Here is a 23,980-nt window from a genome sequence, read left to right on the forward strand (position 1 = left end):
TAATCAACATAAATAATGATGTGTGTTTATGTCACATTAATAGTCGAGAGCTGATCTACATTATGGTGAGTCCGTTATTTGACCGCTAAACTTGACAGGTGAAACACCAGATTTCGCCATGTAGATTACGAGACGAAATCATCTTAATGAACTGATCACCTCTGAAAGGAAATTTTATTATAAACTTAACTTCTGTAAATTAACTATCTGATATGGTTGATATTTTCTTGAGTTTCTATTCTCCTAGCATCGAAGGCATAAGGGGGGTTGGATTTTTTAGTCCAAAGTAGATATTAATGATAAGGCTGAGCACTATGAAATTAGTGCAGATTTACCTGGCGTAGATAAAAAAGATATTCACGTTACGGTTGATGGAGATTTGCTCACAATCGAGGCAACTACAGCCGAAGAAAATGAGGAAAAAGAAAATGGGCGTGTGATCAGAAAAGAACGTCGCTCTGGTAAGTATGTGCGCAGTTTACCCTTGAGAGCAGACCAAATGAAGCTAATATAAAAGCCTAACTTAAAAATGGAGTGCTTCATCTTCAAGTACCAAAAGTGAATGGCAAAGCAGCGGAAAGCAAAAAATACCGATCTTATAATTAGAAATATGTGAAAGATAAGCTTAAGCGATTGTTAGCTGCAACATAAAAATGTATGTATTAACTGCACCTTAATCTTAATGTTAAGATAATCGATAGATAATGTCTAATAAGGAGCCTACTCATTTAACGGGCTTCTTTTATTGCTAAGCTAAACCACAACTTTGGAAGGAGATGTCTTCTAAATGTCGATTGTGCTTCTTGGTGGATAAATATTGACGATTTCTATTTCACATAAAAATTAAAGCTAATAAAAAACGCGCCAAATGGCGCGTTTATGTCATTTCATATTATCGAGATAATTAGAAACTGGCTGAACGTGGGGCGCGTGGGAATGGGATAACATCACGAATGTTGTTAACGCCTGTCACATACGACACTAAACGCTCGAAACCTAAACCAAAACCTGAATGAGGTACGGTGCCATAACGACGTAGGTCACGATACCACCAGTAATCTTCTTGGCTTAAATCCATTTCAGCTAAACGCATATCAAGCACGTCTAAACGCTCTTCACGCTGTGCACCACCGATAATCTCACCAATACCTGGTGCCAATACGTCCATTGCTGCAACAGTCTTGCCATCATCGTTTAAGCGCATATAGAAAGCTTTAATATCTTTCGGGTAGTTCTTAACGACAACAGGCGCTTTAAAATGCTCTTCAGCTAAGTAGCGTTCGTGCTCAGATTGTAAATCAATACCCCATTCAACTGCGAATTCAAACTTCTTACCACAGTTTTTAAGGATTTCAACCGCATCAGTGTAATCCACTTGAGCAAAGTCACTGCTAACGAATGCTTGTAAACGTTCGATAACGGTTTTATCAACACGTTCGTTAAAGAAGTTTAAATCATCCATGCGTTCTTCAAGCACTGCGCTAAACGCGAATTTAAGCATTCTTTCCGCTAACTCAGCCGCATCATCTAACGTTGCGAATGCCACTTCAGGCTCAACCATCCAGAATTCTGCAAGGTGGCGAGTGGTGTTTGAGTTTTCAGCACGGAACGTTGGGCCGAAAGTATATACTTTCGATAACGCACAAGCATAAGTTTCAGCGTTTAACTGACCCGACACGGTTAAAAATGATTCTTTACCGAAAAAATCTTTATCGTAATCGACTTTACCGTCTGCTGTGCGAGGTAGATTTTCCATGTCTAAGGTCGACACGCGGAACATTTCGCCCGCACCTTCACAATCAGAAGCGGTAATTAACGGGGTAGATACCCAGATAAATCCTTCTTGGTGATAGAAGCGGTGAATCGCTTGCGATAAACAGTTACGTACACGGGCTACTGCACCAATAATGTTAGTTCGTGGGCGTAGATGGGCAAGTTCACGTAAATGCTCAATAGAGTGGCGTTTGGCCGACATTGGGTAAGTATCTGGATCGTCTACAAAACCCGTAACCACTATTTCAGTGACTTGTAATTCAAATGCTTGACCAGCGCCAGGAGAGGCAACTACTTCACCCGTCATTACGACAGAGCAGCCAGCAGTCAATTTCAATACATCGTCATTGTAATTGGCTAGGCTATTAGGCAAGACACCTTGAATAGGGTCGAAACATGAACCGTCATACACGGCCAAGAAAGAGATACCCGCTTTTGAATCACGACGAGTTCTTACCCAGCCACGGACAGTGACTTGCGAACCAACGGCGTGTTCACCTTTAAATACAGAAGCGACAGATGCAATGCTCATTGTTGCTTTATTCTCCAACGTATAGAATATAAATATAAAATTGGGGTTTATCTTACCTTGCTGGTGGCTTTTCTCAAGCTGAAAACGCTATTCTAGGGTGATTAATGTGATACTTTTGAGTATGTCGGTTAAATATATGGCTAATTAGCCTTTATATTCTCTCGTAAACCAAGGAAAGGCCATGTCTCGTTTAGGAATTATACAGGTTGTATTGACCGTTTTGTCGTTATTAGGTTGGAGCTTAGCCATTTATGCATTGATTATTTTTGGCGAAGCCAGACCTGATCGTGCGGTAGGTTATTTTTTGAGTAAAGGCGCATCGGTACGATTAAACTGGGACCCTGAGTTAACCATTAAATTAGAATACTTAATATGGTGGTGTGCTGGGGTCAGCTTTTTGAATTTGCTGGTAAACTTTTATGCAAAAGCCACCACTCGAATTGGTTTTTGGGTCAATATTCCATTGTTGTTTTTGGTATCACTCGCAGCCGGTTTGTATATTCGTTACGTGGTGTAAAATAACACTGATGATGCTTGGAACAATAGTTCTAAGCTAATCAACCATCAATTGGCTTTTTACGTCATGTGCCAACTGTGATTAGTTATCTGCTATATGGTGGCACAGTAAATCTATAATAGCTGCCGTTACTCCCCAAATAAATTTGTCTTCAAATGGCATAAAGTGCACTTGATAATGTGCGCCGTGGCGATAATGCAACATTTTATGACGGTTACTGCGCTCAATAAAAAAATTCAATGGTACTGAGAAACAATCATCCACTTCACCGGGATCGAGAACCAGTTCAAATGGCTGCTTTATCATTGCCACGACAGGGGTGATCTCGAAACCAGTAAAGGTTTTATGAGCTGGAAACACACCTAAAATATCCACATTATCTGCCAATAAGCCAATTTCTTCGTGAGCTTCGCGCAGCGCGGTGTGGATGGCATTAATATCATTTGGCTCAACTTTGCCGCCAGGAAAGCTAATTTGCCCAGGATGGTGACGTAAATGCATCGGACGTCGGGTTAAAATAATATGTAATTGTTGCTCTATTTCGATCACAGGGATTAATACCGCGGCTTCGCGGCCTAGGTACGACGGGGGCGCAGAAGCAATTGTCGAACGCAAACAATGTAAGTTGTAGCGCAAAGTGAATTCGTGTTTATTCATTTATTACGTGTGTATCCTGTTAATGACAAGGGATGTTGTGATCTGGAATCAACCCTGCGTGGTACTTTGGAACGAAGAGATTATCACCCCACCGCTGACAATAGCGATACAGCTAGCATAACAGAAGTATTAATTGGCTATTCTATTTCAGTAACAAGCATCACTGTTAACCGTGGCGTTATAAGGCTTAAACATCTACATAGGGTAATTGAGCCAGAGCAGTTTTAAGACTTAAGCCATTGGCAATACAAAATCATAATAGCAATGATATCAACTGCCTATTTTTAAGGCGCTTCCACTTGAAATCCATAGATAATATGCACTGATTTGATTGTTGCGCACTATTTTTGTGCAAAAAACAAACTTAAAACAAGCGTATTAAACGAGCAATACAATCTTAACCTTTCTTTAGTAACTATATGATTTTTAATGAATAGCCATTGTCATCTTACTGCAATTAATCTGTCGTCAATTTGTTATGATGAACTGGCATGGTAACTGCTGGAATTAATGCAGTTAATTATCGCGAGGAAGACAAATATGGGACTAGAGAAGTTGCTATATTTGCAAGGCGTTGGGGCAGAGTTTATCGATTGTTTCGGTAATCTTGTTCACATACCTGCTAAGGACAGGCAGGGCATTTTAACGACAATGTTGTTGCAATCGTCGTTTGATCAACATGAACACCTTCATGGTATGAATAAGCCTGACCAGCAACTATTCGATGTACAGGCTTTTACTCAGCAGCATTTATCACCACCAAAGATAGACGCCAGAATAGAGCAACTCGATGTACAGCCTTGGTTGGTACCGCTACATGGTTTTCAGTGGTGTACTATTGATAAGCCTCATGTTGATATCTATCTGCCAGAGCATTATTCATTTGAGTTTGTGGTGACCATCAGCGGTGAAAATATTGACACAATTTCGGTGAATGCCGATGTGAGTGATTGTGTTATTGCTGGCGAATATCATATTAATGATCAACGTTATTGCCAATATCGTTTAATACTTGATAAAGCTAAATTACATTTAGGTTATCACCAACTCGATTTAGCGTTTATTAACGATCCTCAGCATAAAGATACCTTACATGGACAGTTGATGGTTGCACCGTCTACGGCTTATCAAGGTCGCCTAGTGCAACCACTTAACAGCAGTAAGCAATCTTGGGGGCTTAATGCGCAACTGTATGCATTGCGTAATGATGCGCAATGGGGCATTGGTGATTTTGGCAATTTAGCTGAGCTTATTGAGTACGCTGCCCATGCTGGTGCTGATTTTATTCTTCTCAATCCATTACATGCAGTAGACATAAGCCAGCCAGATAACCCCAGTCCATACAGTCCAACAGACCGCCGTCGGTTAAACCCCTTGTACATACAAATAGAAGCCGTTCATGAATATAAAGTCCTTAATGGGGAGTTATCATCACAAAAATGGCAGCAAAAAAGGTTAGTACTGAATCAAGCACATCTCATTAATTACGATGAAGTGCACAGTCTTAAATACGCAGCATTCGAGAAAATGTATCAAATATTTTGTTCTCACCACATCAAGCTAGAAACCCCAAGATACAAGGCCTATAAAGAGTTTGTTTTACAAGATGAAGCTGCGTTGATGCAGTTTGTTACCGTTGAGGTGGCATTAGCATCAAAATATTTCACTCAAGATGTTGGCTTTTATTTGTATCTGCAATTTGTCGCCGATGAACAATTACAAGCTTGTCAGTTGAATGCAAAACAATGCGGTATGAGTATTGGGCTTATTCGTGATTTGGCCGTAGGTGCGGTGAGTCATGGCGCTGAAATTAGTGCCAATGCAGATTTGTTTTGTGATAACGCCAGTATCGGCGCACCACCAGATCCTTTTGCTGAGCAAGGCCAAAATTGGGGCTTAACCCCATTCGACCCCGTGAAATTAAAGCAGCATAATTTTAGCCATTTTATCCAATTGGTTCGCAGTAATATGCAAAGCTGCGGCGCGCTGAGAATTGATCATGTTATGGGATTACTACGTTTGTGGTGGTGGCCTCTGCATGAAGAACTTGGTAAAGGTTGCTATGTATATTATCCGCTGGACACCTTGCTCGCCATTGTTTGTTTAGAAAGCCAGCGTGCTCGTTGCATCGTGATTGGCGAAGATTTAGGCATAGTACCACCAGAGATTGTGTCGTGTTTACACCAAGCGGGCATTTTATCAAATGAATTATTTTATTTCTGTAAAGACCATAATGGGTTTAAACCACCACAAGACTATAAACGTCAAAGCCTGATGATGTTGGCTAATCACGATGTACCGACACTTTCTGCGTGGTGGTTTGCTGCGGATTTACGCCTACGACGTCAACTTGAATTGATTGAAACCGATGACAAGTTACATCAGGTCATGGACCAGCGTCAGCAAGAAAAACAGCAATTGATTGACTTGCTTATCCGCGAACAAGCATTTGAGCTACCAACCCCCATGACATCAGCCGAACAATTAGATTTTGATAGTGTGTTGTTGGCTTGGATACGCGTTGCTGCTAAGGGCAATGCACAATTATTTAGTGTGCAATTAAGTGATTTAGTCGCTGATAAACACGGGGTAAATATTCCCGGTACTTGGAAAGAGTTCCCTAATTGGCAACGCCGATTACCCCTGTCTATCAAACAAATGTCCCAAAGCCCTAAAGTGCAGCAACGTCTTGAAGCGATAGCATCGGCGCGAAAGTCCCGAACTTACGCCAGTGCAGTAAACACAAGTGCAGTAAACACATAGTCATCCGATAAACTTGCTCATTAATGGATCATTAAATATGACAGTAGCGACCCCGTATGTTCAACAAGGTAGTGAAATGGCCTTATTAAATGGTGAGTACACCGATGTGTTTTCACTGCTTGGTATGCACAGTGTTAATGATGATAAAGCGCTGGTTGTTCGTTGCTTAATACCTGGTGCGCTTAGTGTTGATGTGTTGAATGCTAAAGATCGACGTAAAGTGGCGACGCTTGAGCAAGTGAATGAACAAGGTTTATTTGCCGGTAAAATGGGCCGCAGAGTTAACCATTTTGCTTATCTATTACGGGTGCAATATCCGTTGTGTGAGCAGCTTATCACCGACCCATATCAATTTGACAGTCTACTCAATCCTGACGATGTGTATTTATTTGGCGAAGGAAGCCAGCTGCAAACATACCATTTTCAAGGCGCTAATTGGCGTAAACATCACGATGTAAAAGGGGTTCATTTTTGTGTTTGGGCGCCAAATGCTAAGCAAGTTGCGGTGATTGGTGATTTTAATTTATGGGACAATAAGCGCCATGTGTTGCGTCATCATCCAGCCAGTGGGCTGTGGGATATTTTCATTGCCGAGGTTGAACCCGATCAGCACTATAAATATGCCATTAGCGATATGCATGGCAATCAAGTTATTAAGTCCGATCCTTATGCGGTCGCCATGCAACCGTCACCTCATAATGCGTCGAAAATACCTCGAGTAGAAGGCTATGACTGGCAAGATAGTCAATGGTTAACAGAACGGGCAAGCCATCAACCACATGTACAACCTATGTCTATTTATGAGGTGCAATTAGCCTCATGGCGCCGCAACGGGGATGACGGCCAAGATTATACCGATTACTCGCAGTTGATAGCCGAGTTGGTGCCTTATATCAAAGAAATGGGCTTTACCCATTTACAGCTAATGCCAATCAGTGAATATCCGTTCGATGGCTCTTGGGGTTATCAACCCGTGGGGTTATTTGCGCCGACGTATCGCTTTGGTGATGCCAATGGCCTTAAAGCTTTTATCGATGCATGCCACCAGCAAGGCATTGCGGTGTTACTCGATTGGGTGCCAGCTCATTTTCCTCGCGATCCTCACGGTTTGGTACGGTTTGACGGCAGTTGCTTATATGAACATGACGATCCCCGTAAAGGCGAACATCCGGATTGGGATACCTTAATTTATAACTATGGCCGCGCGGAAGTGCGCAGTTTTTTATACAGTAATGCGCATTACTGGCTAGATGAATTTCATTTTGATGGCTTACGCCTTGATGCTGTGTCGTCAATGCTCTATCTCGATTATAGCCGTACAGCGGATCAATGGATCCCCAATGAGTTTGGCGGTCGTGAAAACCTTGAGGCAATCAGCTTTCTGCAAGAATTAAACGCACGTATGTATCAGTGTTTTCCTGGTATTAACATGATTGCTGAAGAGTCCACCGCATGGCCAGGGGTGACACAAGCCACCAGTAATAATGGCTTAGGATTCGGCTTTAAGTGGAATATGGGCTGGATGAACGACACACTGCGTTATATCAGTTGCGATCCCCTTTTTAGGCGTTATCACCATGGAGAGCTCACTTTTAGCTTAGTTTATGCTTTTACCGAACAATTTATTTTGTCACTCAGTCATGATGAAGTGGTTCACGGTAAGGGCTCGTTACTGCATAAAATTCCTGGTGATGACTGGCAGAAGTTCGCCACATTACGCGCTTATTATGGCTTTATGTGGACCCATCCGGGCAAAAAACTGTTGTTTATGGGTAACGAGTTTGCCCAGCGCAACGAATGGAATCATAACCAGAGCCTCGACTGGCATTTATTAACCTATGCACCACATCAAGGTGTGCAAGATTGGGTGCGCGATCTCAATCAATGCTATCAACAATATCCTGCCTTATATCAACGTGATCATCATAGCGACGGTTTCCAATGGCTCGACTGCAACAATGCTGAAAATAACATTTTAGTATTTTGTCGTTTTGGCATGGATAAGCAACAACATGTCGTGATTGTGGTCAACATGTCTCCACAGGTTTATCACGATTTCAGAGTGGGTGTACCTGCGGAACAATGCTACAGCGAAATGCTCAACAGCGACCATCGCCACTATGGCGGCAGTCACGTCGTCAATGATAATCCCTGTGAAGCTCAAGCGACGCCATGGCAGGGCATGTCACACAGTATTGTCATTACTGTCCCTCCGTTAGGTTGCAGCATTTGGGCTCCAGAACTGGACGAACGAACTGACGAACCAGAAAGCTAGATGAGTCGACGGAATAAGTGGGTACAGACACTATGGTTTCAACTTTACAGGGGCATGTTATGGATATGACCAGCGGTTATCCTTATCCACTAGGGGCGACACTCGATGATAACGGGGTGAATTTTTCGTTGTTTTCGGCGCATGCCACTCAAGTCGTATTGTGTATCTTTGATGCCACTGGAGAAGTTGAGGTCGCGCAATACATCATGAGCGATCAAACTCGACAAATTTGGCACTGTCATCTTGCTGATGCACAAGCAGGGCTATTGTATGGTTATCGTGTCTTTGGCCCATATCAACCTCAATTAGGTCATCGCTTTAATCATCATAAATTGTTACTCGATCCCTATGCAAAAAAGCTGGTGGGCGAGGTGATATATCATCCTGCGCTTTATGGTTATGACATTGAAGCCAGGGACGAAGATTTGTCATTTGATACCCAAGATAGTGCGCCATATGTGCCTAAAGCACAGGTTATTGATTGCGGCTTTGTCAATGATATTCCAATTGAGCCGCTTAATATTAGCCTTGCGCGCAGCATTATATTTGAAACCCATATAAAAGGGTTTACCCAACAGCATCCCAAGGTCAGCAGCGAGCAACAAGGCACCTTTGCAGGTTTAGCGAGCCAACCTATCATCGATTATTTACAAAACTTAGGCATAACCTGTATAGAGCTATTACCCGTGCATGGTTTTTTTGATGAGCCATTTTTAATTGAAAAGGGCCTCAATAACTATTGGGGATATAACAGTATTGCTTTTATGGCGCCGCACAGCGCTTATTTGTCTGCATCGGATGACATTGCTGAATTTAGGCAGATGGTTTCTACACTTCATCGAGCCGGCATTGAAGTCATTTTGGATGTGGTATTTAACCATACTGCTGAAGGTAACCATTTAGGGCCAACGTATGGTTTCCGCGGGATCGACAATGCCAGTTACTACCGTTTATTACCCAATGATAAGCGTTTTAACATTAACGATACCGGTTGTGGTAACACCTTTAATCTTAATCATCCCCAAGTACTGATGCTGGTAATGGATTCGCTGCGCTATTGGGTTGAAGTGATGGGCGTGGATGGATTTAGATTTGATTTAGCCAGTTGCCTTGGACGAGAAGCCTATGGCTTTGACCCAGGAAGTGGATTTTTTGACGCCATCACTCAAGATCCTGTGCTGTGTAAAGTGAAATTGATTGCTGAGCCATGGGACATTGGCCCTGGTGGTTATCAGTTAGGCAATTACCCCGTGGCATTCAGTGAATGGAATGACCGTTACCGTGATGCTATGCGCAAATTCTGGCGCGGTGACAGTGGTTTGTTACCTGAATTTGCTAAACGATTTCATGGTTCGAGTGACTTTTTTGAACATAACGGTCGCGGGCCAGCAGCCAGTATCAATTTTATCACCAGTCATGATGGTTTCAGTTTGCATGATGTAGTCAGTTATGACGATCGTCATAACTTGGCCAACGGTGAAGACAACCGCGATGGACATCAAGAAAACTGTAGCAGTAATTATGGCATAGAAGGCGAGTGCGACGATGTCGCCATCAATGCCATTCGCAACCGACAAAAGCGAAATTTATTAACGTGCTTGTTGCTATCTCAGGGGGTGCCGATGCTATTGGCTGGCGATGAATCTAGCCAAACTCAACAAGGTAATAACAATGCCTACTGCCAAGACAATCCGATGGGTTGGTTCGACTGGCAGCAAATAGATTGGTCGTTGGTGAATTTTACCGCTCAGTTGATCACCTTACGTAAACGCTTTCCGATGTTGTGTCATCAAGCATTTATTCATAAACCAGAAGCATTATTCGATAACGGTTTAGCGTGGTTTAACCGCCAAGGTGAAGCGATGACGAAATCACATTGGTGTGAACATCATACCCGCACCTTAAGCGTTATTTTAACCGGTAATTTAGGTGATGCCGATGTTGGCGCCGTTGCTGAAAGTACTGAAGCCTTATTGTTGATGATCAATGTCGATGAGTCCCCACATACCTTTACATTACCGCAATTACCTCACTTTCGTTATTGGCATTGTTTATTGCATACCCAAGAAAGTGAGCCAGTGGTGGATGCCAGTCAGCAAGTCAATTTAATCAGCCGTAGTTTAATGTTATTTCATACCGAGTTTACAAGGAGCAATTGATGACCACAGCGAAAACTAACGCCAGTGCGACTAAACCGACTGCCCGTGCCAGTCGAGCTAAAACTAACAGTAAGACCAGTAGTAAAACCAAAGTCGCAACACAAACCGCAGCAGATAATCAGCTCAGTTCCCATGCAGAGCCTTGTGAACCTTGCGACAGTTTAGCAGCCTCGTTAGCCAGACATATTCGTTATGGTTTATGTCGCGATGAACATGAGCAACATGAATTGTTTAATGCCGTGGCGCAAAGTGTTAAAGAGCAAATGCTGGATAACTGGCGTCAAACACGGATAAAAGATAATCAATACCAACAAAAACAAGTGGCTTACTTGTCGTTAGAGTTTTTGATGGGCCGAGCATTAGGTAATGCATTATTGAGTTTAGACATTACCGCCGATGCGCAACAAGTCATGACTGAATACGCGACTAGTTTAGAAGAGCTTGAGCAAGTTGAGCAAGATGCGGGCTTAGGCAATGGCGGGCTTGGACGACTTGCGGCGTGCTTCCTCGACAGTTGTGCCAGTTTAGATTTGTCGGTTACTGGTTACGGTATTCGTTATCAATATGGCATGTTTGTGCAAAAAATTGTCGATGGTTACCAAGTTGAGCGTCCGGACCGTTGGTTACGACACGGTAATCCATGGGAAGTCCGTATTGCCAATCGTATTGTGACCGTTCCCTTTTTTGGCCATACCGAAACCTATGTCGATAAACAAGGGCATCGACACCATGTGTGGGCGGAAACTCAAAATGTACTGGCCGTGCCTTATGACGTGCCGATCCCAGGATTTAAAAATGGCCGAATTAATACGCTGCGCTTGTGGAAGGCAGAAGCCAATGACGAGTTTGATTTAGCAGAGTTTAACGAAGGTGATTATGCTGAAGCCGTCGCGACGAAAAACCTAGCCGAACAAATCACCATGGTGTTGTACCCCAATGATTCGAGTGTTAACGGCAAAGAATTGCGGTTAAGACAACAGTACTTTTTGTCGTCTGCCAGCTTACAAGACTTGCTGGCCCGTTACGTCGGTCAATTTGGTGAAGACTTTAGCCAGTTTAGTACTCATAACGTGTTGCAACTTAATGATACTCACCCGAGCATTGCAGTACCTGAGTTAATGCGGTTGTTACTTGATCAATATGGCTTGAGTTGGGATACCGCTTGGGCGATCACCAGTGAATCTATGGCGTATACCAATCATACTTTATTGCCAGAAGCACTAGAGCGTTGGTCTGTGCCGATGATGAAAAATATGTTGCCGCGAATTGTCGAAATTATTTTCGAAATCAATGCACGTTATCTTGAACAAGTGGCTCATCATTGGCCCGCAGATATTCAAAAGTTGGCCAACATGTCGATTATTGAAGAAGGCCCAGAGCAGCAAATACGGATGGCATATTTAGCGATTGTTGCCAGTTTTTCGGTTAATGGTGTGGCGGGGTTACATACTCAGTTACTTAAAGAAGGGTTATTCAATGACTTCTATCAACTGTGGCCCCACAAATTTAATAACAAAACCAACGGTGTCACCCCTAGGCGTTGGCTCGCGTATTGTAATCCTAAATTATCTGAGTTGATTTGTCGTCGCTTAGGCGATGAGTGGATTAACGATTTATCACGTCTTACCGCGTTAAATGCTTTCACCAGTGACAAAGCATTTGTTAAGGAATGGGCGCAAATAAAACTCGAGAATAAACAAGTGTTAACCACTTTTGTGCATCAGCAATGTGGGATTGAATTTGACCCTCTGATGATGTTCGATGTGCAAGTAAAACGTATCCATGAATACAAGCGCCAATTATTGAATATTCTGCACGTTATTCATTTATATCGTCGAATTTTAAATGGCGATACTCAAGATATGGTTCCCCGTTGCGTATTAATTGGTGGCAAAGCTGCGCCAGGGTATGCCATGGCAAAACAAATCATTAAGTTAGCAAGCAATGTCGCCCATATGGTCAATTCTGATCCACTGGTGACGCCGTATTTACGTATGGCTTTCCTGCCTAACTATAACGTTAGTGCGATGGAAAAAATCTGTCCGGGTACCGACTTATCTGAGCAAATATCAACAGCAGGTAAAGAAGCTTCAGGTACAGGCAACATGAAATTCATGATGAATGGCGCTTTGACTATCGGCACATTAGATGGTGCCAATATTGAAATGCTTGAAGAAGTGGGTGATGAGAACTTTTTCTTATTTGGCTTAGATGCTAATCAAGTAAGCCAAGCCCGAATGAATTATCAGCCTCAGCACATCGTTGAACATTCTAAAGCCCTTCATGGGGTGATGGACATGCTCAAAAGCGCTCATTTCAATTTGGTCGAACCGGGTATTTTCGACAACATTATTGCCTCGATTGTCGACCCTAACGACCAATGGATGACCGCTGCCGATTTTGACAGTTATTGCTTGGCACAAGAACAGGTGGCAAAAACCTATCTTGATCAAGATAGTTGGCAAAAAATGAGTATTAGAAACACCGCCGCAAGCGGGCGTTTTTCAAGCGACAACACTATAGCGGGTTACCGCGACGAAATCTGGATGAAAAAGTAATACAGGGATGGCGGTGTTATGCCGCTTAGTTAACAAGTAAGTCGTAGATCAATGCTTATTTATTGATGGCTATCTTTGATAGTCAAATGGAGTCTGCTTATGAGTAATGTTCGTTATATTAGTAATTTAACTCGTGATACCTATGCGCTTATTTTGGCGGGTGGTCGTGGTTCTCGGTTGTACGAATTAACCGACTGGCGCGCTAAACCGGCGTTATATTTTGGTGGTAAATTCAGGATTATTGATTTCCCATTATCGAATTGTATTAACTCTGGAATTCGTCGCGTGGGAGTGGTGACACAATATAAATCACACTCGCTTATTCGGCATGTTACTCGTGGTTGGGGCCACTTTAAGAAGGAATTGGGTGAATCGGTTGAGATATTACCGGCGTCGCAACAAACATCAGGTAATTGGTATCAAGGTACCGCAGACGCTGTGTTTCAAAATATCGATATTATTCGCCATGAAATACCTAAATACGTGATGATTCTATCTGGCGATCATGTGTACCGCATGGATTATGCCGGCTTGTTAGCCGCCCATGCAGAATCAGGTGCCGACATGACCGTGTGCTGTTTAGAAACGCCGATAGCCGAAGCTGCGGGGGCATTTGGGGTAATGGAAGTCGATAGCACTAATCGGGTGATTGGCTTTGAAGAAAAACCGGCTGAGCCTAAACCGACACCAAACGATCCGGAAATGTGTTTAGCCTCGATGGGCAATTATGTGTTTAATACCAAGTTTTTGTTCGATCAATTGAAAAAGGATTCGAACAACGAAAACTCAGACCGTGACTTTGGTAAAGACATCATTCCGGCAATCATAGAAAAGCATAATGTGTTCGCGTTTCCTTTTACTAGTGCTGTTCCAGACGAACCTGCTTATTGGCGCGATGTGGGTACCTTAGATTCATTTTTCCAAGCCAATATGGAGCTATTATCACCTACGCCGGCATTGAATTTGTATGATGCCAAATGGCCTATTTGGACCTATCAAGAACAATTACCTCCGGCTAAATTTGTGTTCGATGATGAAGATAGACGCGGTATGGCGGTTGATTCTATTGTGTCCGGTGGTTGTATTATCTCCGGCGCAAAAGTTAAACGTAGCGTGTTGTTTGATGAAGTGCGGGTATGTTCTTATTCGTCGGTAAAAGACTCGGTATTATTACCCGATGTGGTGGTATTAAAGAACTGTAAAATCCAAAATGCCATTTTAGATCGGGGTTGTATCATCCCAGAAGGCATGGTGATTGGTTATAATCAAGATCACGACAGGGCAAGAGGTTTTAGGGTATCCGAAAAAGGTATTACCTTAGTAACTCGTAAAATGTTGGGTTTACCTGTTGGTTACGAATAAGGACCGTAAATGACTCTTGTGAGTGTAAAGCGAGTACTGCTGGTGGCAGCAGAAAACGATGCACTGCACGGCGCTAAAGTAGGTGGCATGGCGGATGTTATCCGCGACTTGCCACCCGCATTAGGCCAATGCAGCGTGATAGCCGATGTCGCTATGCCTAATTATGGTTTTTTAGCTCAACAATATTGTGCCGTACATATGGCAGATATTGAAGTTGATTTTGCGGGTGAGCGTCATGTGGTATCTGTGTATCGGATGCCTAGGCCGCAAAACAAAGACGAAATGGTCGATATCGGTGAGCAAGATAATACTGGCGCCCAAATTTATCTATTCGATCATCCGCTGTTTAACCATCAAGGTCAGGTTTACTGTAATGGTTCAGCCGACAGACCGTTTGCCGAAGATGCGACCAAGTTTGCTTTGTTTTCATTGAGTGTTGCCACATGCCTTGTCAAAAGGCTATTACCTTGTTTCGATGTGTTGCATCTGCATGACTGGCACACCGCAATGGTGGCGATGCTTCGCGGCTGCGTGGCGGAGTTCTCGGCATTGCAGGCGATGCCTTGTGTGTTCACTATCCATAATTTGGCTTTGCAGGGGATCCGCCCCTTCAGCGGTGATGATTCATCGTTTGCCCATTGGTTTCCACAGTACATGGAAAAATTGAATGCAGTTGCCGATGTAAGCTTATTTGATCCACGTTACAACAATTGCATTAATCCAATGCGAATGGGCATAGTACTGAGTGATAAAGTGCACTTGGTGTCGCCCAGTTATGCCCGTGAAGTGTTAATGCCGTCGGATTATCATAAAGGCTTTTTTGGCGGTGAAGGATTAGAGCTAGATTTAGCCACTAAAGCGCTGCAAGGTAATGTCGTTGGGATCATTAATGGTTGTGTTTATGATGATAAGCCCCTAAATGATGTTGATCATCAAACAGGATATGCAGGGTTATTGCACCAAGCGGAAAACGCGATTATCAAATGGCAAGCAAAGGCCAATAATGTCAGTGTATTAGACACCATTGCGCTCACGCGAATGAGTCAGTATAAGCATGCTGTATTGGCGGAGCATCTGCGATCGTTAGAGGTAAATAGCCAAACGTTTGATGATGACAAACAACGGTTTTTACTGACATCAGTAGGTCGGTTAACTGAGCAAAAAGTGTTGATTTTGTTGCAACCGTATAGTGCAACGCAAATAGATAAAAGCCTTTCCTCAGCAAAAACAGTACTAGAAGCGGTACTTGAATCATTAAAGCGACAACAACCCAACGGGGTGTTTATGTTGCTTGGTAGTGGTGATCTGCATATTGCTAAGGTTCTGCAAGCTACAGCTGCGCGTTATGATAACTTTTTATTTTTACACGGTTATGATGAAGCATTGTCTGAGCAACTTTATCAATCGGGCAGTTTATTTTTAATGCCAAGCTCATTTGAGCCATGTGGAATAAGTCAAATGCTGGCAATGCGGGCAGGGCAACCTTGTTTGGTTCATGGCGTGGGTGGACTGAACGACACGATTACAGATAATGTCAGCGGCTGGGTGTTTAATGGTGAAACGCTAGCTGCACAAGGACAAGCCCTGGTTGAACGTGTTAATCAAGTTCTTGCGTTATATGGCAGCGATACTTGGCAACAGGTGAAGCATAATGCCGCCAAACAGCGATTTAGCTGGGACGATGTCGCGAAGCAATATCTAGCAAAGCTCTATGTAGCGAATGATAATGATCAGTAAACAACGTCAGTAAACAACGTCAGTAAATACAGTCAGTAAATACAGTCAGTAAGCATTAGTCCGTTAGCAAGACAACTTAAACTAATGTTATTAGCCAATCGTTTTATGTTCAGCTTGATGTAATGAAAAATGCCAATCAAATATGATTGGCATTTTTGCGTTTCAGCGTGGTTATCGGCTGAAAATACTCACTAATAAATAATCTTTTAGTAGGTATAACGTAGATCTAAGTAATAGTAACCACCGTTAAATCCAAACGGAGTATTGGTCAGTGGGTATACAAATATGCCGTTAAAATTATTATCCTCTGGGCGTTTCTCTGGATAAGTATCAAATAGGTTTTGTACCCCTAACGTTACTGAAAGGTTATCGGTTGCACGGTAACGAGTACTTAAATCAGTGGTCCATCTCGCACCGTATTCTACTTCACTAGATGAATAACCCACGGTATATTCACCGAAATAGCTGAAACGTAAGTTAGTGGTGAAGTCATCATATTGATGAGTAAAACCGATGTTAGCGGTATTTTTCGGATTGGCTTCCGTCATGCGAACGACTTCAATATTATCAAATAGCTCGTCTTCTAATCCATTGAGGATTGAAGGCAAAGAAATTGACTCAATTTCAGTTTCTTTGTATGAGTAAGCAAGGTTTGCTTTTAGATCGCCGTATTCACCAAGGTCAAAACCTTGAGTGATAACTAAGTCTACACCTTGAGTTTTAGTATCAACCGCATTCATAAAGAAACGCGCCGAGTCGGCATTGGTGCCTTCAAGAATGGCTGCAATGGCGGGTGAGCTTTCTTTGTCGATAGAGCCTGACAAAATGATTCTGTCATCAACATTGATTTCATAAGCATCTAATGTCACTGCAAAGCCATTGTCGCCAGTGTAAACAATACCTGCACTATAAGAGTGTGATACTTCCGCTTTAAGATCGGGAATACCTAGCTCAGCTCTAACCGGTGATAACTGGTTAAAGGTACCTGACTCTCTAGGAATAAATTCACCAGTGACCGGATCAGGGTCAAAGAAAGTGGATACGTTGGTAAAATAAAGCTGTTGTACACTTGGCGCGCGAAAACCTGTATCAGTGGTTAAACGAAGTGCCACTCGGTCTGTTAGCTCATAACGACCAGACAATTTCCAACTGGTATTGCCACCGAAATCTGAATAGTCTTCATATCGAACCGCTGCCGCCCAATAAAAGTTATCGGTAAGTTGGTTTTCAAATTCGATGTACAAACCAAGGTTTGTACGGTCTTCATCTACTTCAGATTCTTTAGTGAAACCACCAAAGCCCTGGCTACCACCCGATTTATCTTGGTAATCGCCTTGGATATACGATTCTTCTTGGCCAGCTTCAATTTGATAGCCACTTTCGCGCCATGTGATGCCCATTGCCACGAGTAAGTCAGAGTCATTGGCAAAATCGTAGTAGGTTGAAGCATCTAAGTTTAGATTCAGCTCACTGGTTGACAATGTACCAGCATCAAAGCTTGTTGGACTGTTAGGGCCAAGCGAAGCGTTAATGCTGTTTTCAACATTGTATTCAAAGCTGTTGCTACCAAAACCAACTGATGAATCAATTTCCCATTGGCCCAACTCAAACTCATAACCGGTGACTAAAGAGTAATCGATAATCTCTGGGCTAATTTGTGGTAAAAAGCCGTCTGGATACACTTCAATAACGTTACGAGAATCCAACGCACGACGATAAAAAGCGCCTGAAGTTGAGCTGCGTTTGCTAATACCACCAAAGGCATAAAGCTTGCCCTTGGTATCTAACCCTTGCTCAGCATTTACAAATAAACCGTAGTTGTCATAATCACTGTCGCCAACATGATGATTTTTACGATCGAATGTGGCTTCACGTGGATCAAGGCTACCATCTGCTAGGGTCGGGTATTGCTGACGTGAATCGAAACCGGCACGATTAGTTGAATTTTTCTGATGTGCTTCTAAAGACACATTCACAAAGCCGTCTTGGCTAAAACTAAAGCCTTGATTAATGCCTAGGCGTACTTGTTCACCGTCGCCTTCATAGGTTTGGCCAACTTGGGCGGCAATGCTGCCACCTTCGTCGCTGTCTTTCAGCACGACGTTGATGACGCCCGCAATCGCATCAGAGCCATATAGTGCTGATGCACCGTCGCGTAAAATTTCAATCCGCTTAATTGAAGTCATTGGAATGGCATTAAGGTCAACGTTTGATGAACCTTTGCCTAAAGTGCCAGCTAAGTGAACCAATGCTGAACCGTGGCGACGCTTACCATTTACCAACACTAAAGTGTGATCAGGTGACATGCCTCGTAAGCTTGCAGGGCGAACCGCGTCGCTGCCATCGGTAATTGACGAGAATGGAAAGCTGTAGCTGGGCGCAGCAAACTGCAATGCCTTGGCCGTTTCGGTGATGCCTGTTGCTTCAAGTTGTTCTGAGGTAATAATATCGACAGGAGTTGCACTGTCTGTGGCGGTACGAAGGGCAATACGCGATCCAATAACCTGAATGCGCTCTAGGTTTTCACCTTCTTCTGCAGCGATTGCTACTGGGGCTGAAATACTGGCAATAACGGCCAAAGATACGAGACTTTTATACATTAGCAATCCTGCGATAACGTTATGAGTAATTTTGTAACATTATAGGTCATTTTCGCTGGTACATAGGTCGCTTTAATATAGGCTTAGTTAGTTCAATCAGGCATATCTCATGACACTCTGATCTAGTTAAAGGCGATAATTACTCCATTGTGGTCACAACTACCCACAGCCATAAACAAACGCCTGCTATTAGTAACAGGCGTTTAACATTTATTTTGTTAATGAGGCTTAAGTATTGTTAATGAGACTTAATCGCTTTATGAGCCGCTAGCTGGGTAAGCTCGTTTGGTGCGATGTAATGAAGGTCGCCATGGCATCCTCTGCACGAGTTTGTGCCGATCCCCAAGTGTCCGAGCTTGTCATGGTTTCAACCACTTCGTAATAACATTTAATTTTTGGCTCAGTACCCGACGGGCGAACAATGACTCGAGCGCCACCTTCTAAGGCATAAATCAACACATCGCTGCTAGGTAAATCAATGGCTTGTTTGCTGCCATCAGCGGCAGTGCGCTGTAGACTTTTTAAATCGTCGGTCGAGATCACCGCATACTCACCAATTTTCACGGGTGGATGTTCGCGTAAATAGGCACCAATATTTGGCGTGTCAGCATTAAGGGCAATACTCACTTGTTTATTAAGGTGAAATCCATGTTGGCGATAAATCTGCTCGAGTTTATCCCAAATGGTTTGTCCATTATCTGCAAGTTCTGCAGTCAGTTGGGCAAAGGCCACTAATGCCGATAATCCATCTTTATCCCACACTAAGTTACCAATGGTGTAACCGAGTGCCTCTTCATAAGCGAATAAGAACTGATTGTCAGCTTGGTGCTTGGCAATACCGACATTCATTAACCACTTAAAGCCGGTAAGAGTGGTATAGCTTTGGCTACCAAACTCAGTGGCAATTTTAGACAACAGGCTTGAGGACACGATAGTAGTGCCAGTGAGTTGCTGATTTTTAGGCGCATGGCTGAGTAAGTATTGACCAAATAACACTCCAACTTGATCGCCTGTCAACATTTGGTAGTCGCCATTTTCAGTGCGAGCGGCAACAGCAAAGCGGTCAGCATCAGGGTCGTTGGCACAAGCGAGTGTAGCATTGTGCTTTTTGGCTTCAGTAATCACCAAATCCATTGCGCCTTTTTCTTCAGGATTTGGAAAGTTTACCGTAGGAAAGTCGCCATCAGGTTCACGTTGAGCCGCCACTGAATACACTTGGGTAAAACCAGCATCATTTAATACCGTTTCAGCCATGTCGGCACCAACACCGTGCATTGCGGTGTAAGCTAAACTGACCTTGTCTTGTCCGCTGTGGTATTGCAGCTCTTTAGCTTCACGAATTCCTTGGCGATAGGCTTGATAGAAATCGTCTTGTAACCAAGTAAGCTTATCTTGTGAGATAGCTTCGTCTAGTGCTAAAAAGGGAATAGTCAGAGTGGCAGCCCGAGTAATTTGGGCGGCTATGCCTGTGTCGTGAGGAGGAATAATTTGTGCGCCATTTTCCCAATAGACTTTATAGCCATTGTATTGTGGTGGGTTATGGCTTGCGGTAACCACAATGCCAGCAGCAGCGTTAAGATGTTTTACCCCAAAAGCGACTAACGGCGTGGCGGCAACCTTGTAGGTTAAATGCACGTTAATGCCCATAGCGGTTAATACACTTGCGGCATCATGGGCAAAGGTAAAGGAATCATGACGACCATCGTAACCTATCACGACACCACGCTCGGCAGCATTGTCGATTTGCGCGAGTAAGTAAGCCCCCAGACCGGCAGTAGTTTGGCGGATAACCAAACGGTTCATCGCCATAGGCCCAACACCCACTTCGCCTCTTAGCCCTGCAGTGCCAAATGCTAAACGACCCGCAAAGCGTGCCGCTAGTTCTGTTTCATTGCCGTTATCAATTAACGTTTGCAGTTGTGAGCGGGTGTGTGGGTCGGGATCGTTATTGAGCCATTGGTTGATTTGATGTTGAAGATGGGTATTCATGAGTAACCTCATTGATAATCATTTTCAATAACAGTAGGAAAATACCGCCGCAAGAACAAGTAAATTCGTGTCAAAGTGGATAAAAATAACAAATTGTATTCATGATTTATACGCTTAATCTACATGCATAAACGCGATCATTAGCTTATAAACAACCAGTTGCAGCTAAAAATCAAACCTAAAAACCGTGTAAATCAACTTTAAAGCTTTATATATAAACTTAAAAACATTGTATAGATAGAAACCTATAGCGTGCACAGTGGCGTTACAGCAAGAGTGGGGCTACATAGGCAATACAAAAAAGGCTTATGGATATCATCCACAAGCCTTTTATAACGCGATTAAAATAACGCGATTAAAATCTATTTTGCTTAGATAACATAATTTTGTGGGAAAAACGCACGTTTTGCGTCTTCATCAAATTCTGCTTTAAATTGAATGTCTTTACCCATGTTTCTGGCGCGTTCAACTGCAGGACGGTTGTTGATGCTGTTAAACCAGCGTTGAACATTCGGGTAAGTGGCAAGGGCATCTTGGCCTAATACATAGCCGACTTTATCAACCCAACCCCATGCAGCAATATCGACAATGCTCAATTCATCACCGACGATAAACTCACGGTTATCAAGATGTGCGTCAAGTACTTGGTAATGGCGCTGAGTTTCACGTTGATAACGGTTTGTTGCGTAATCTATTTTCTCTGGTGCATGGTGAGTGAAATGGACACATTGACCAGAATAAGGGCCTAAACCAGTGGCGACGAACATTAACCACGACAGAAGCTCACCACGATTTTCCGGGGTTGCAGCTAATTGACCGGTTTTGTCAGCAAGGTATAAAAGAATGGCATTAGAATCGAATACACGCACGCCGTTATCTTCAATGGCGGGTGTTTTACTGTTTGGGTTAATCGCTTTAAATTCAGCGCTATGTTGCTCACCTTTTAAGGTATCCACTGGCACGAGTTCAAACTCAAGGCCTGTTTCTTCGAGGAACAGGGCAATTTTCATTGGGTTAGGGCCTGGATGGAAATAAAATTTAATCATGTGAACTCCTTAATAAGTAAGAAGTGTATTTAAGCAGGTTTTGAACGAATGCTCAATATGTTTTTGAGCGATCGTTCATGCTTGAAGGTAATTTGAGTGAATATTATAAATAATGGTTTAAAAACACGGATTAAAAAACAGATTCAAGCATAAGGTAATGCTATTAAAATCGATGATGTCTAGAAAGCATTAAGGTTGCTGACCTTTGATAACAAAAGATAATCTGAGCCTAGAATTCATTAACTGAAGTTAACAAGCGTACTCAATATGGGCGCTGTGAGTAAGATAAACCTAGCTTGAGTACTTTCATGGCTTATCCACTTAGATAAGCAACTATTCACTTTTAACTCGTCTAAGCGCTTGCACCATTGAATTAATGCTATTACCGCCATTCTGCTGGTGACAATCTTACTAACGACCATTCTTTACACGCAATCATCTACTCGCAATCATCTACTCGCAATCATCCACTCCAGTGGGAAGCGTCAGTATATTAATGATTGTCGACAGTTGTTTGTTGCTGATTTAGATTCGCCAACAAAGGTAATATTTTACTGACTTTATCAAAGCTTTCTTGATACTCCGCAGCGCCATTGGAGTCGGCAACAATACCACCACCTGCCCAGCAGTAAATGTGATTATTTTCAGTGACCAAAGTACGAATAGTAATACTGGTGTCCATGTTTCCATTTTGGCTTATATAGCCGATGCTGCCGCAATAAAGGTTACGTCTGGACGGTTCTAATTCTTCAATGATTTCCATTGCGCGGATTTTTGGCGCACCGGTAATTGACCCTCCTGGAAAAGCGGCGTTAAGTAAATCGAATGCTGTTTTGTGTGGTGCAAGTGTGGCAGTCACCGTACTGACTAAATGATGCACCGCAGGAAAGCTTTCAATGGCGAATAACGTCGGCACTTTAACCGAGCCTGGGGCGGCGACTTTACCGATATCGTTTCTGAGTAGGTCTACAATCATCACATTTTCGGCACGATCTTTCTCGGAAGTGATTAATGCGCTAGCGGCTTGTTGATCCAAAATGGGATCATGATGGCGCGGCATGGTACCTTTAATGGGTTTAGTTTCGATATATTGATCGTTAAGTTTAATAAAACGTTCTGGTGAGATAGATAACATGCAGTGGTTATCAACTCGCATAAATGCCGAAAAAGGCGCTTGGTTTGCAAGGGATAAAGCACAATAAGCTTGCCATTCATCTCCTTGATATTGAGCTTCAAATCGTTGGGTTAAATTGATTTGATAACAATCACCACTCAATAAATACTGCTGCACTTGAGCAAATTTATGTTGATACTGCTGACTGTCTATCTGATTACTCCAAGCCGTAGTTAATCTGAAAGGCCTTGATGTTATTGCGTTACTGGCTGATTTTTGTATTTTAGATTCAATTAAATTCAACTCAACTTTTAACGCGTTAGATCCATCATAATGGTAAGCATACCAAGATTTATCAACGTAACTGTAGACGAATGAAAAATCATAAAAACCAATATTCATATCATCAAGATGAATATCTTTAATGGCAATTTGTGGCAGCTTTTCAATATTTCGGCCCAGGTCATAGCCAAATGCGCCCAGGGCTCCGACACTAAATGGATGTTGGCTGTCTTGCGCTGAAGGATATAACCGCGCTTGCAGTTCAGCTAATGTGTTAAAGGGGTTGGCGTGGCGATCTATTTTAATATTGAGTGCTTTGATGGCCGAGTCTTTGGCACTAAATCGACTGATGCCATCGCTGCTGGTTAACGTTGCAATAGGATTAAAGCCGATGATGTCGAATTTGGCATCTTGGTGCGGAGCATTGGCTGAGTCGAGTAATATCGCCCATGGCTGGTGGCTTACCAGTGAAAATAGTTGCTTTGTGTCTATTTTCCAGTCCAGTTTTTGCATGAAGAGTGCGTTTTTTGCCCGCGCAGACATCGATAACCCTTATCTAAAATGTGATGTAGCCCAAAAAGGATGGAAAGAGTATCATATTGGTCTTAATAGTTAA

At 42.9% G+C, this 23,980-nt stretch carries 13 protein-coding genes; 7 read left to right on the top strand and 6 right to left on the bottom strand.

Going from position 1 to position 23,980, the window contains the following annotated elements:
- Positions 1 to 904 precede the first annotated feature (904 nt).
- On the bottom strand, positions 905 to 2,305 hold the full coding sequence (asnS, locus tag CXF88_RS12020) for an asparagine--tRNA ligase (protein ID WP_101087044.1): 1,401 nt from the start codon (positions 2,303 to 2,305) through the stop codon (positions 905 to 907).
- A 181-nt stretch (positions 2,306 to 2,486) separates the two neighbouring features.
- Here asnS and CXF88_RS12025 point away from each other — a divergent pair, with 181 nt between their 5' ends.
- Positions 2,487 to 2,822: a hypothetical protein gene (locus CXF88_RS12025; RefSeq protein WP_011637624.1), complete on the top strand. Its 336-nt coding sequence runs from the start codon at positions 2,487 to 2,489 to the stop codon at positions 2,820 to 2,822.
- Positions 2,823 to 2,903: 81 nt separating this feature from the next.
- On the opposite strand, the gene CXF88_RS12030 is transcribed toward CXF88_RS12025, so the two are convergent.
- Positions 2,904 to 3,479 (bottom strand): CoA pyrophosphatase, encoded by a 576-nt coding sequence (locus CXF88_RS12030; protein ID WP_101087045.1) that lies wholly within the window; start codon positions 3,477 to 3,479, stop codon positions 2,904 to 2,906.
- A gap of 540 nt (positions 3,480 to 4,019) precedes the next feature.
- Here CXF88_RS12030 and malQ point away from each other — a divergent pair.
- From malQ to CXF88_RS12060, 6 genes are all read left to right on the top strand, one after another.
- Positions 4,020 to 6,242 carry a 4-alpha-glucanotransferase gene (gene malQ, locus CXF88_RS12035; protein WP_101087046.1) on the top strand — a complete coding sequence of 741 codons (2,223 nt, stop codon included), beginning with the start codon at positions 4,020 to 4,022 and terminating at the stop codon, positions 6,240 to 6,242.
- Between the two features lie 37 nt (positions 6,243 to 6,279).
- Positions 6,280 to 8,517 (top strand): 1,4-alpha-glucan branching protein GlgB, encoded by a 2,238-nt coding sequence (gene glgB / locus CXF88_RS12040; RefSeq protein ID WP_101087047.1) that lies wholly within the window; start codon positions 6,280 to 6,282, stop codon positions 8,515 to 8,517.
- A gap of 59 nt (positions 8,518 to 8,576) precedes the next feature.
- The gene (gene glgX, locus CXF88_RS12045) at positions 8,577 to 10,676 is read left to right on the top strand and encodes a glycogen debranching protein GlgX (protein ID WP_242445140.1); all 2,100 of its coding nucleotides are present in this window, start codon (positions 8,577 to 8,579) and stop codon (positions 10,674 to 10,676) included.
- On the top strand, positions 10,676 to 13,234 hold the full coding sequence (locus CXF88_RS12050; RefSeq protein ID WP_101087049.1) for a glycogen/starch/alpha-glucan phosphorylase: 2,559 nt from the start codon (positions 10,676 to 10,678) through the stop codon (positions 13,232 to 13,234). Before glgX ends, CXF88_RS12050 begins: the two co-directional genes overlap by 1 nt.
- Positions 13,235 to 13,333: 99 nt before the next feature.
- Entirely contained in the window at positions 13,334 to 14,596 is a 1,263-nt protein-coding gene (glgC, locus tag CXF88_RS12055) for a glucose-1-phosphate adenylyltransferase (protein WP_101087050.1), read from the top strand.
- Between the two features lie 9 nt (positions 14,597 to 14,605).
- Entirely contained in the window at positions 14,606 to 16,333 is a 1,728-nt protein-coding gene (locus CXF88_RS12060) for a glycogen/starch synthase (RefSeq protein ID WP_101087051.1), read from the top strand.
- Positions 16,334 to 16,539: 206 nt separating this feature from the next.
- On the opposite strand, the gene CXF88_RS12065 is transcribed toward CXF88_RS12060, so the two are convergent.
- From CXF88_RS12065 to pabB, 4 genes are all read right to left on the bottom strand, one after another.
- Positions 16,540 to 18,933 (bottom strand): TonB-dependent receptor, encoded by a 2,394-nt coding sequence (locus CXF88_RS12065; protein ID WP_101087052.1) that lies wholly within the window; start codon positions 18,931 to 18,933, stop codon positions 16,540 to 16,542.
- A gap of 267 nt (positions 18,934 to 19,200) precedes the next feature.
- On the bottom strand, positions 19,201 to 20,922 hold the full coding sequence (locus CXF88_RS12070; protein ID WP_101087053.1) for a phospho-sugar mutase: 1,722 nt from the start codon (positions 20,920 to 20,922) through the stop codon (positions 19,201 to 19,203).
- A gap of 371 nt (positions 20,923 to 21,293) precedes the next feature.
- Positions 21,294 to 21,968, bottom strand: a complete 675-nt coding sequence (locus CXF88_RS12075) for a glutathione binding-like protein (protein WP_101087054.1) — start codon at positions 21,966 to 21,968, stop codon at positions 21,294 to 21,296.
- Between the two features lie 493 nt (positions 21,969 to 22,461).
- Positions 22,462 to 23,907, bottom strand: coding sequence for an aminodeoxychorismate synthase component I (pabB, locus tag CXF88_RS12080; protein ID WP_101087055.1), 1,446 nt, complete (start codon positions 23,905 to 23,907; stop codon positions 22,462 to 22,464).
- Between the last annotated feature and the right edge of the window lie 73 nt (positions 23,908 to 23,980).

The sequence above is a fragment of the Shewanella sp. ALD9 genome (assembly GCF_002836315.1).
Lineage (GTDB): Bacteria > Pseudomonadota > Gammaproteobacteria > Enterobacterales > Shewanellaceae > Shewanella.

Bases quoted from the DNA above. Each gene is read 5' to 3' on its own strand.
- asnS (WP_101087044.1), bottom strand. From the start codon at position 2,305: ATGAGCATTGCATCTGTCGCTTCTGTATTTAAAGGTGAACACGCCGTT.
- CXF88_RS12025 (WP_011637624.1), top strand. From the start codon at position 2,487: ATGTCTCGTTTAGGAATTATACAGGTTGTATTGACCGTTTTGTCGTTA.
- CXF88_RS12030 (WP_101087045.1), bottom strand. From the start codon at position 3,479: ATGAATAAACACGAATTCACTTTGCGCTACAACTTACATTGTTTGCGT.
- malQ (WP_101087046.1), top strand. From the start codon at position 4,020: ATGGGACTAGAGAAGTTGCTATATTTGCAAGGCGTTGGGGCAGAGTTT.
- glgB (WP_101087047.1), top strand. From the start codon at position 6,280: ATGACAGTAGCGACCCCGTATGTTCAACAAGGTAGTGAAATGGCCTTA.
- glgX (WP_242445140.1), top strand. From the start codon at position 8,577: ATGGATATGACCAGCGGTTATCCTTATCCACTAGGGGCGACACTCGAT.
- CXF88_RS12050 (WP_101087049.1), top strand. From the start codon at position 10,676: ATGACCACAGCGAAAACTAACGCCAGTGCGACTAAACCGACTGCCCGT.
- glgC (WP_101087050.1), top strand. From the start codon at position 13,334: ATGAGTAATGTTCGTTATATTAGTAATTTAACTCGTGATACCTATGCG.
- CXF88_RS12060 (WP_101087051.1), top strand. From the start codon at position 14,606: ATGACTCTTGTGAGTGTAAAGCGAGTACTGCTGGTGGCAGCAGAAAAC.
- CXF88_RS12065 (WP_101087052.1), bottom strand. From the start codon at position 18,933: ATGTATAAAAGTCTCGTATCTTTGGCCGTTATTGCCAGTATTTCAGCC.
- CXF88_RS12070 (WP_101087053.1), bottom strand. From the start codon at position 20,922: ATGAATACCCATCTTCAACATCAAATCAACCAATGGCTCAATAACGAT.
- CXF88_RS12075 (WP_101087054.1), bottom strand. From the start codon at position 21,968: ATGATTAAATTTTATTTCCATCCAGGCCCTAACCCAATGAAAATTGCC.
- pabB (WP_101087055.1), bottom strand. From the start codon at position 23,907: ATGTCTGCGCGGGCAAAAAACGCACTCTTCATGCAAAAACTGGACTGG.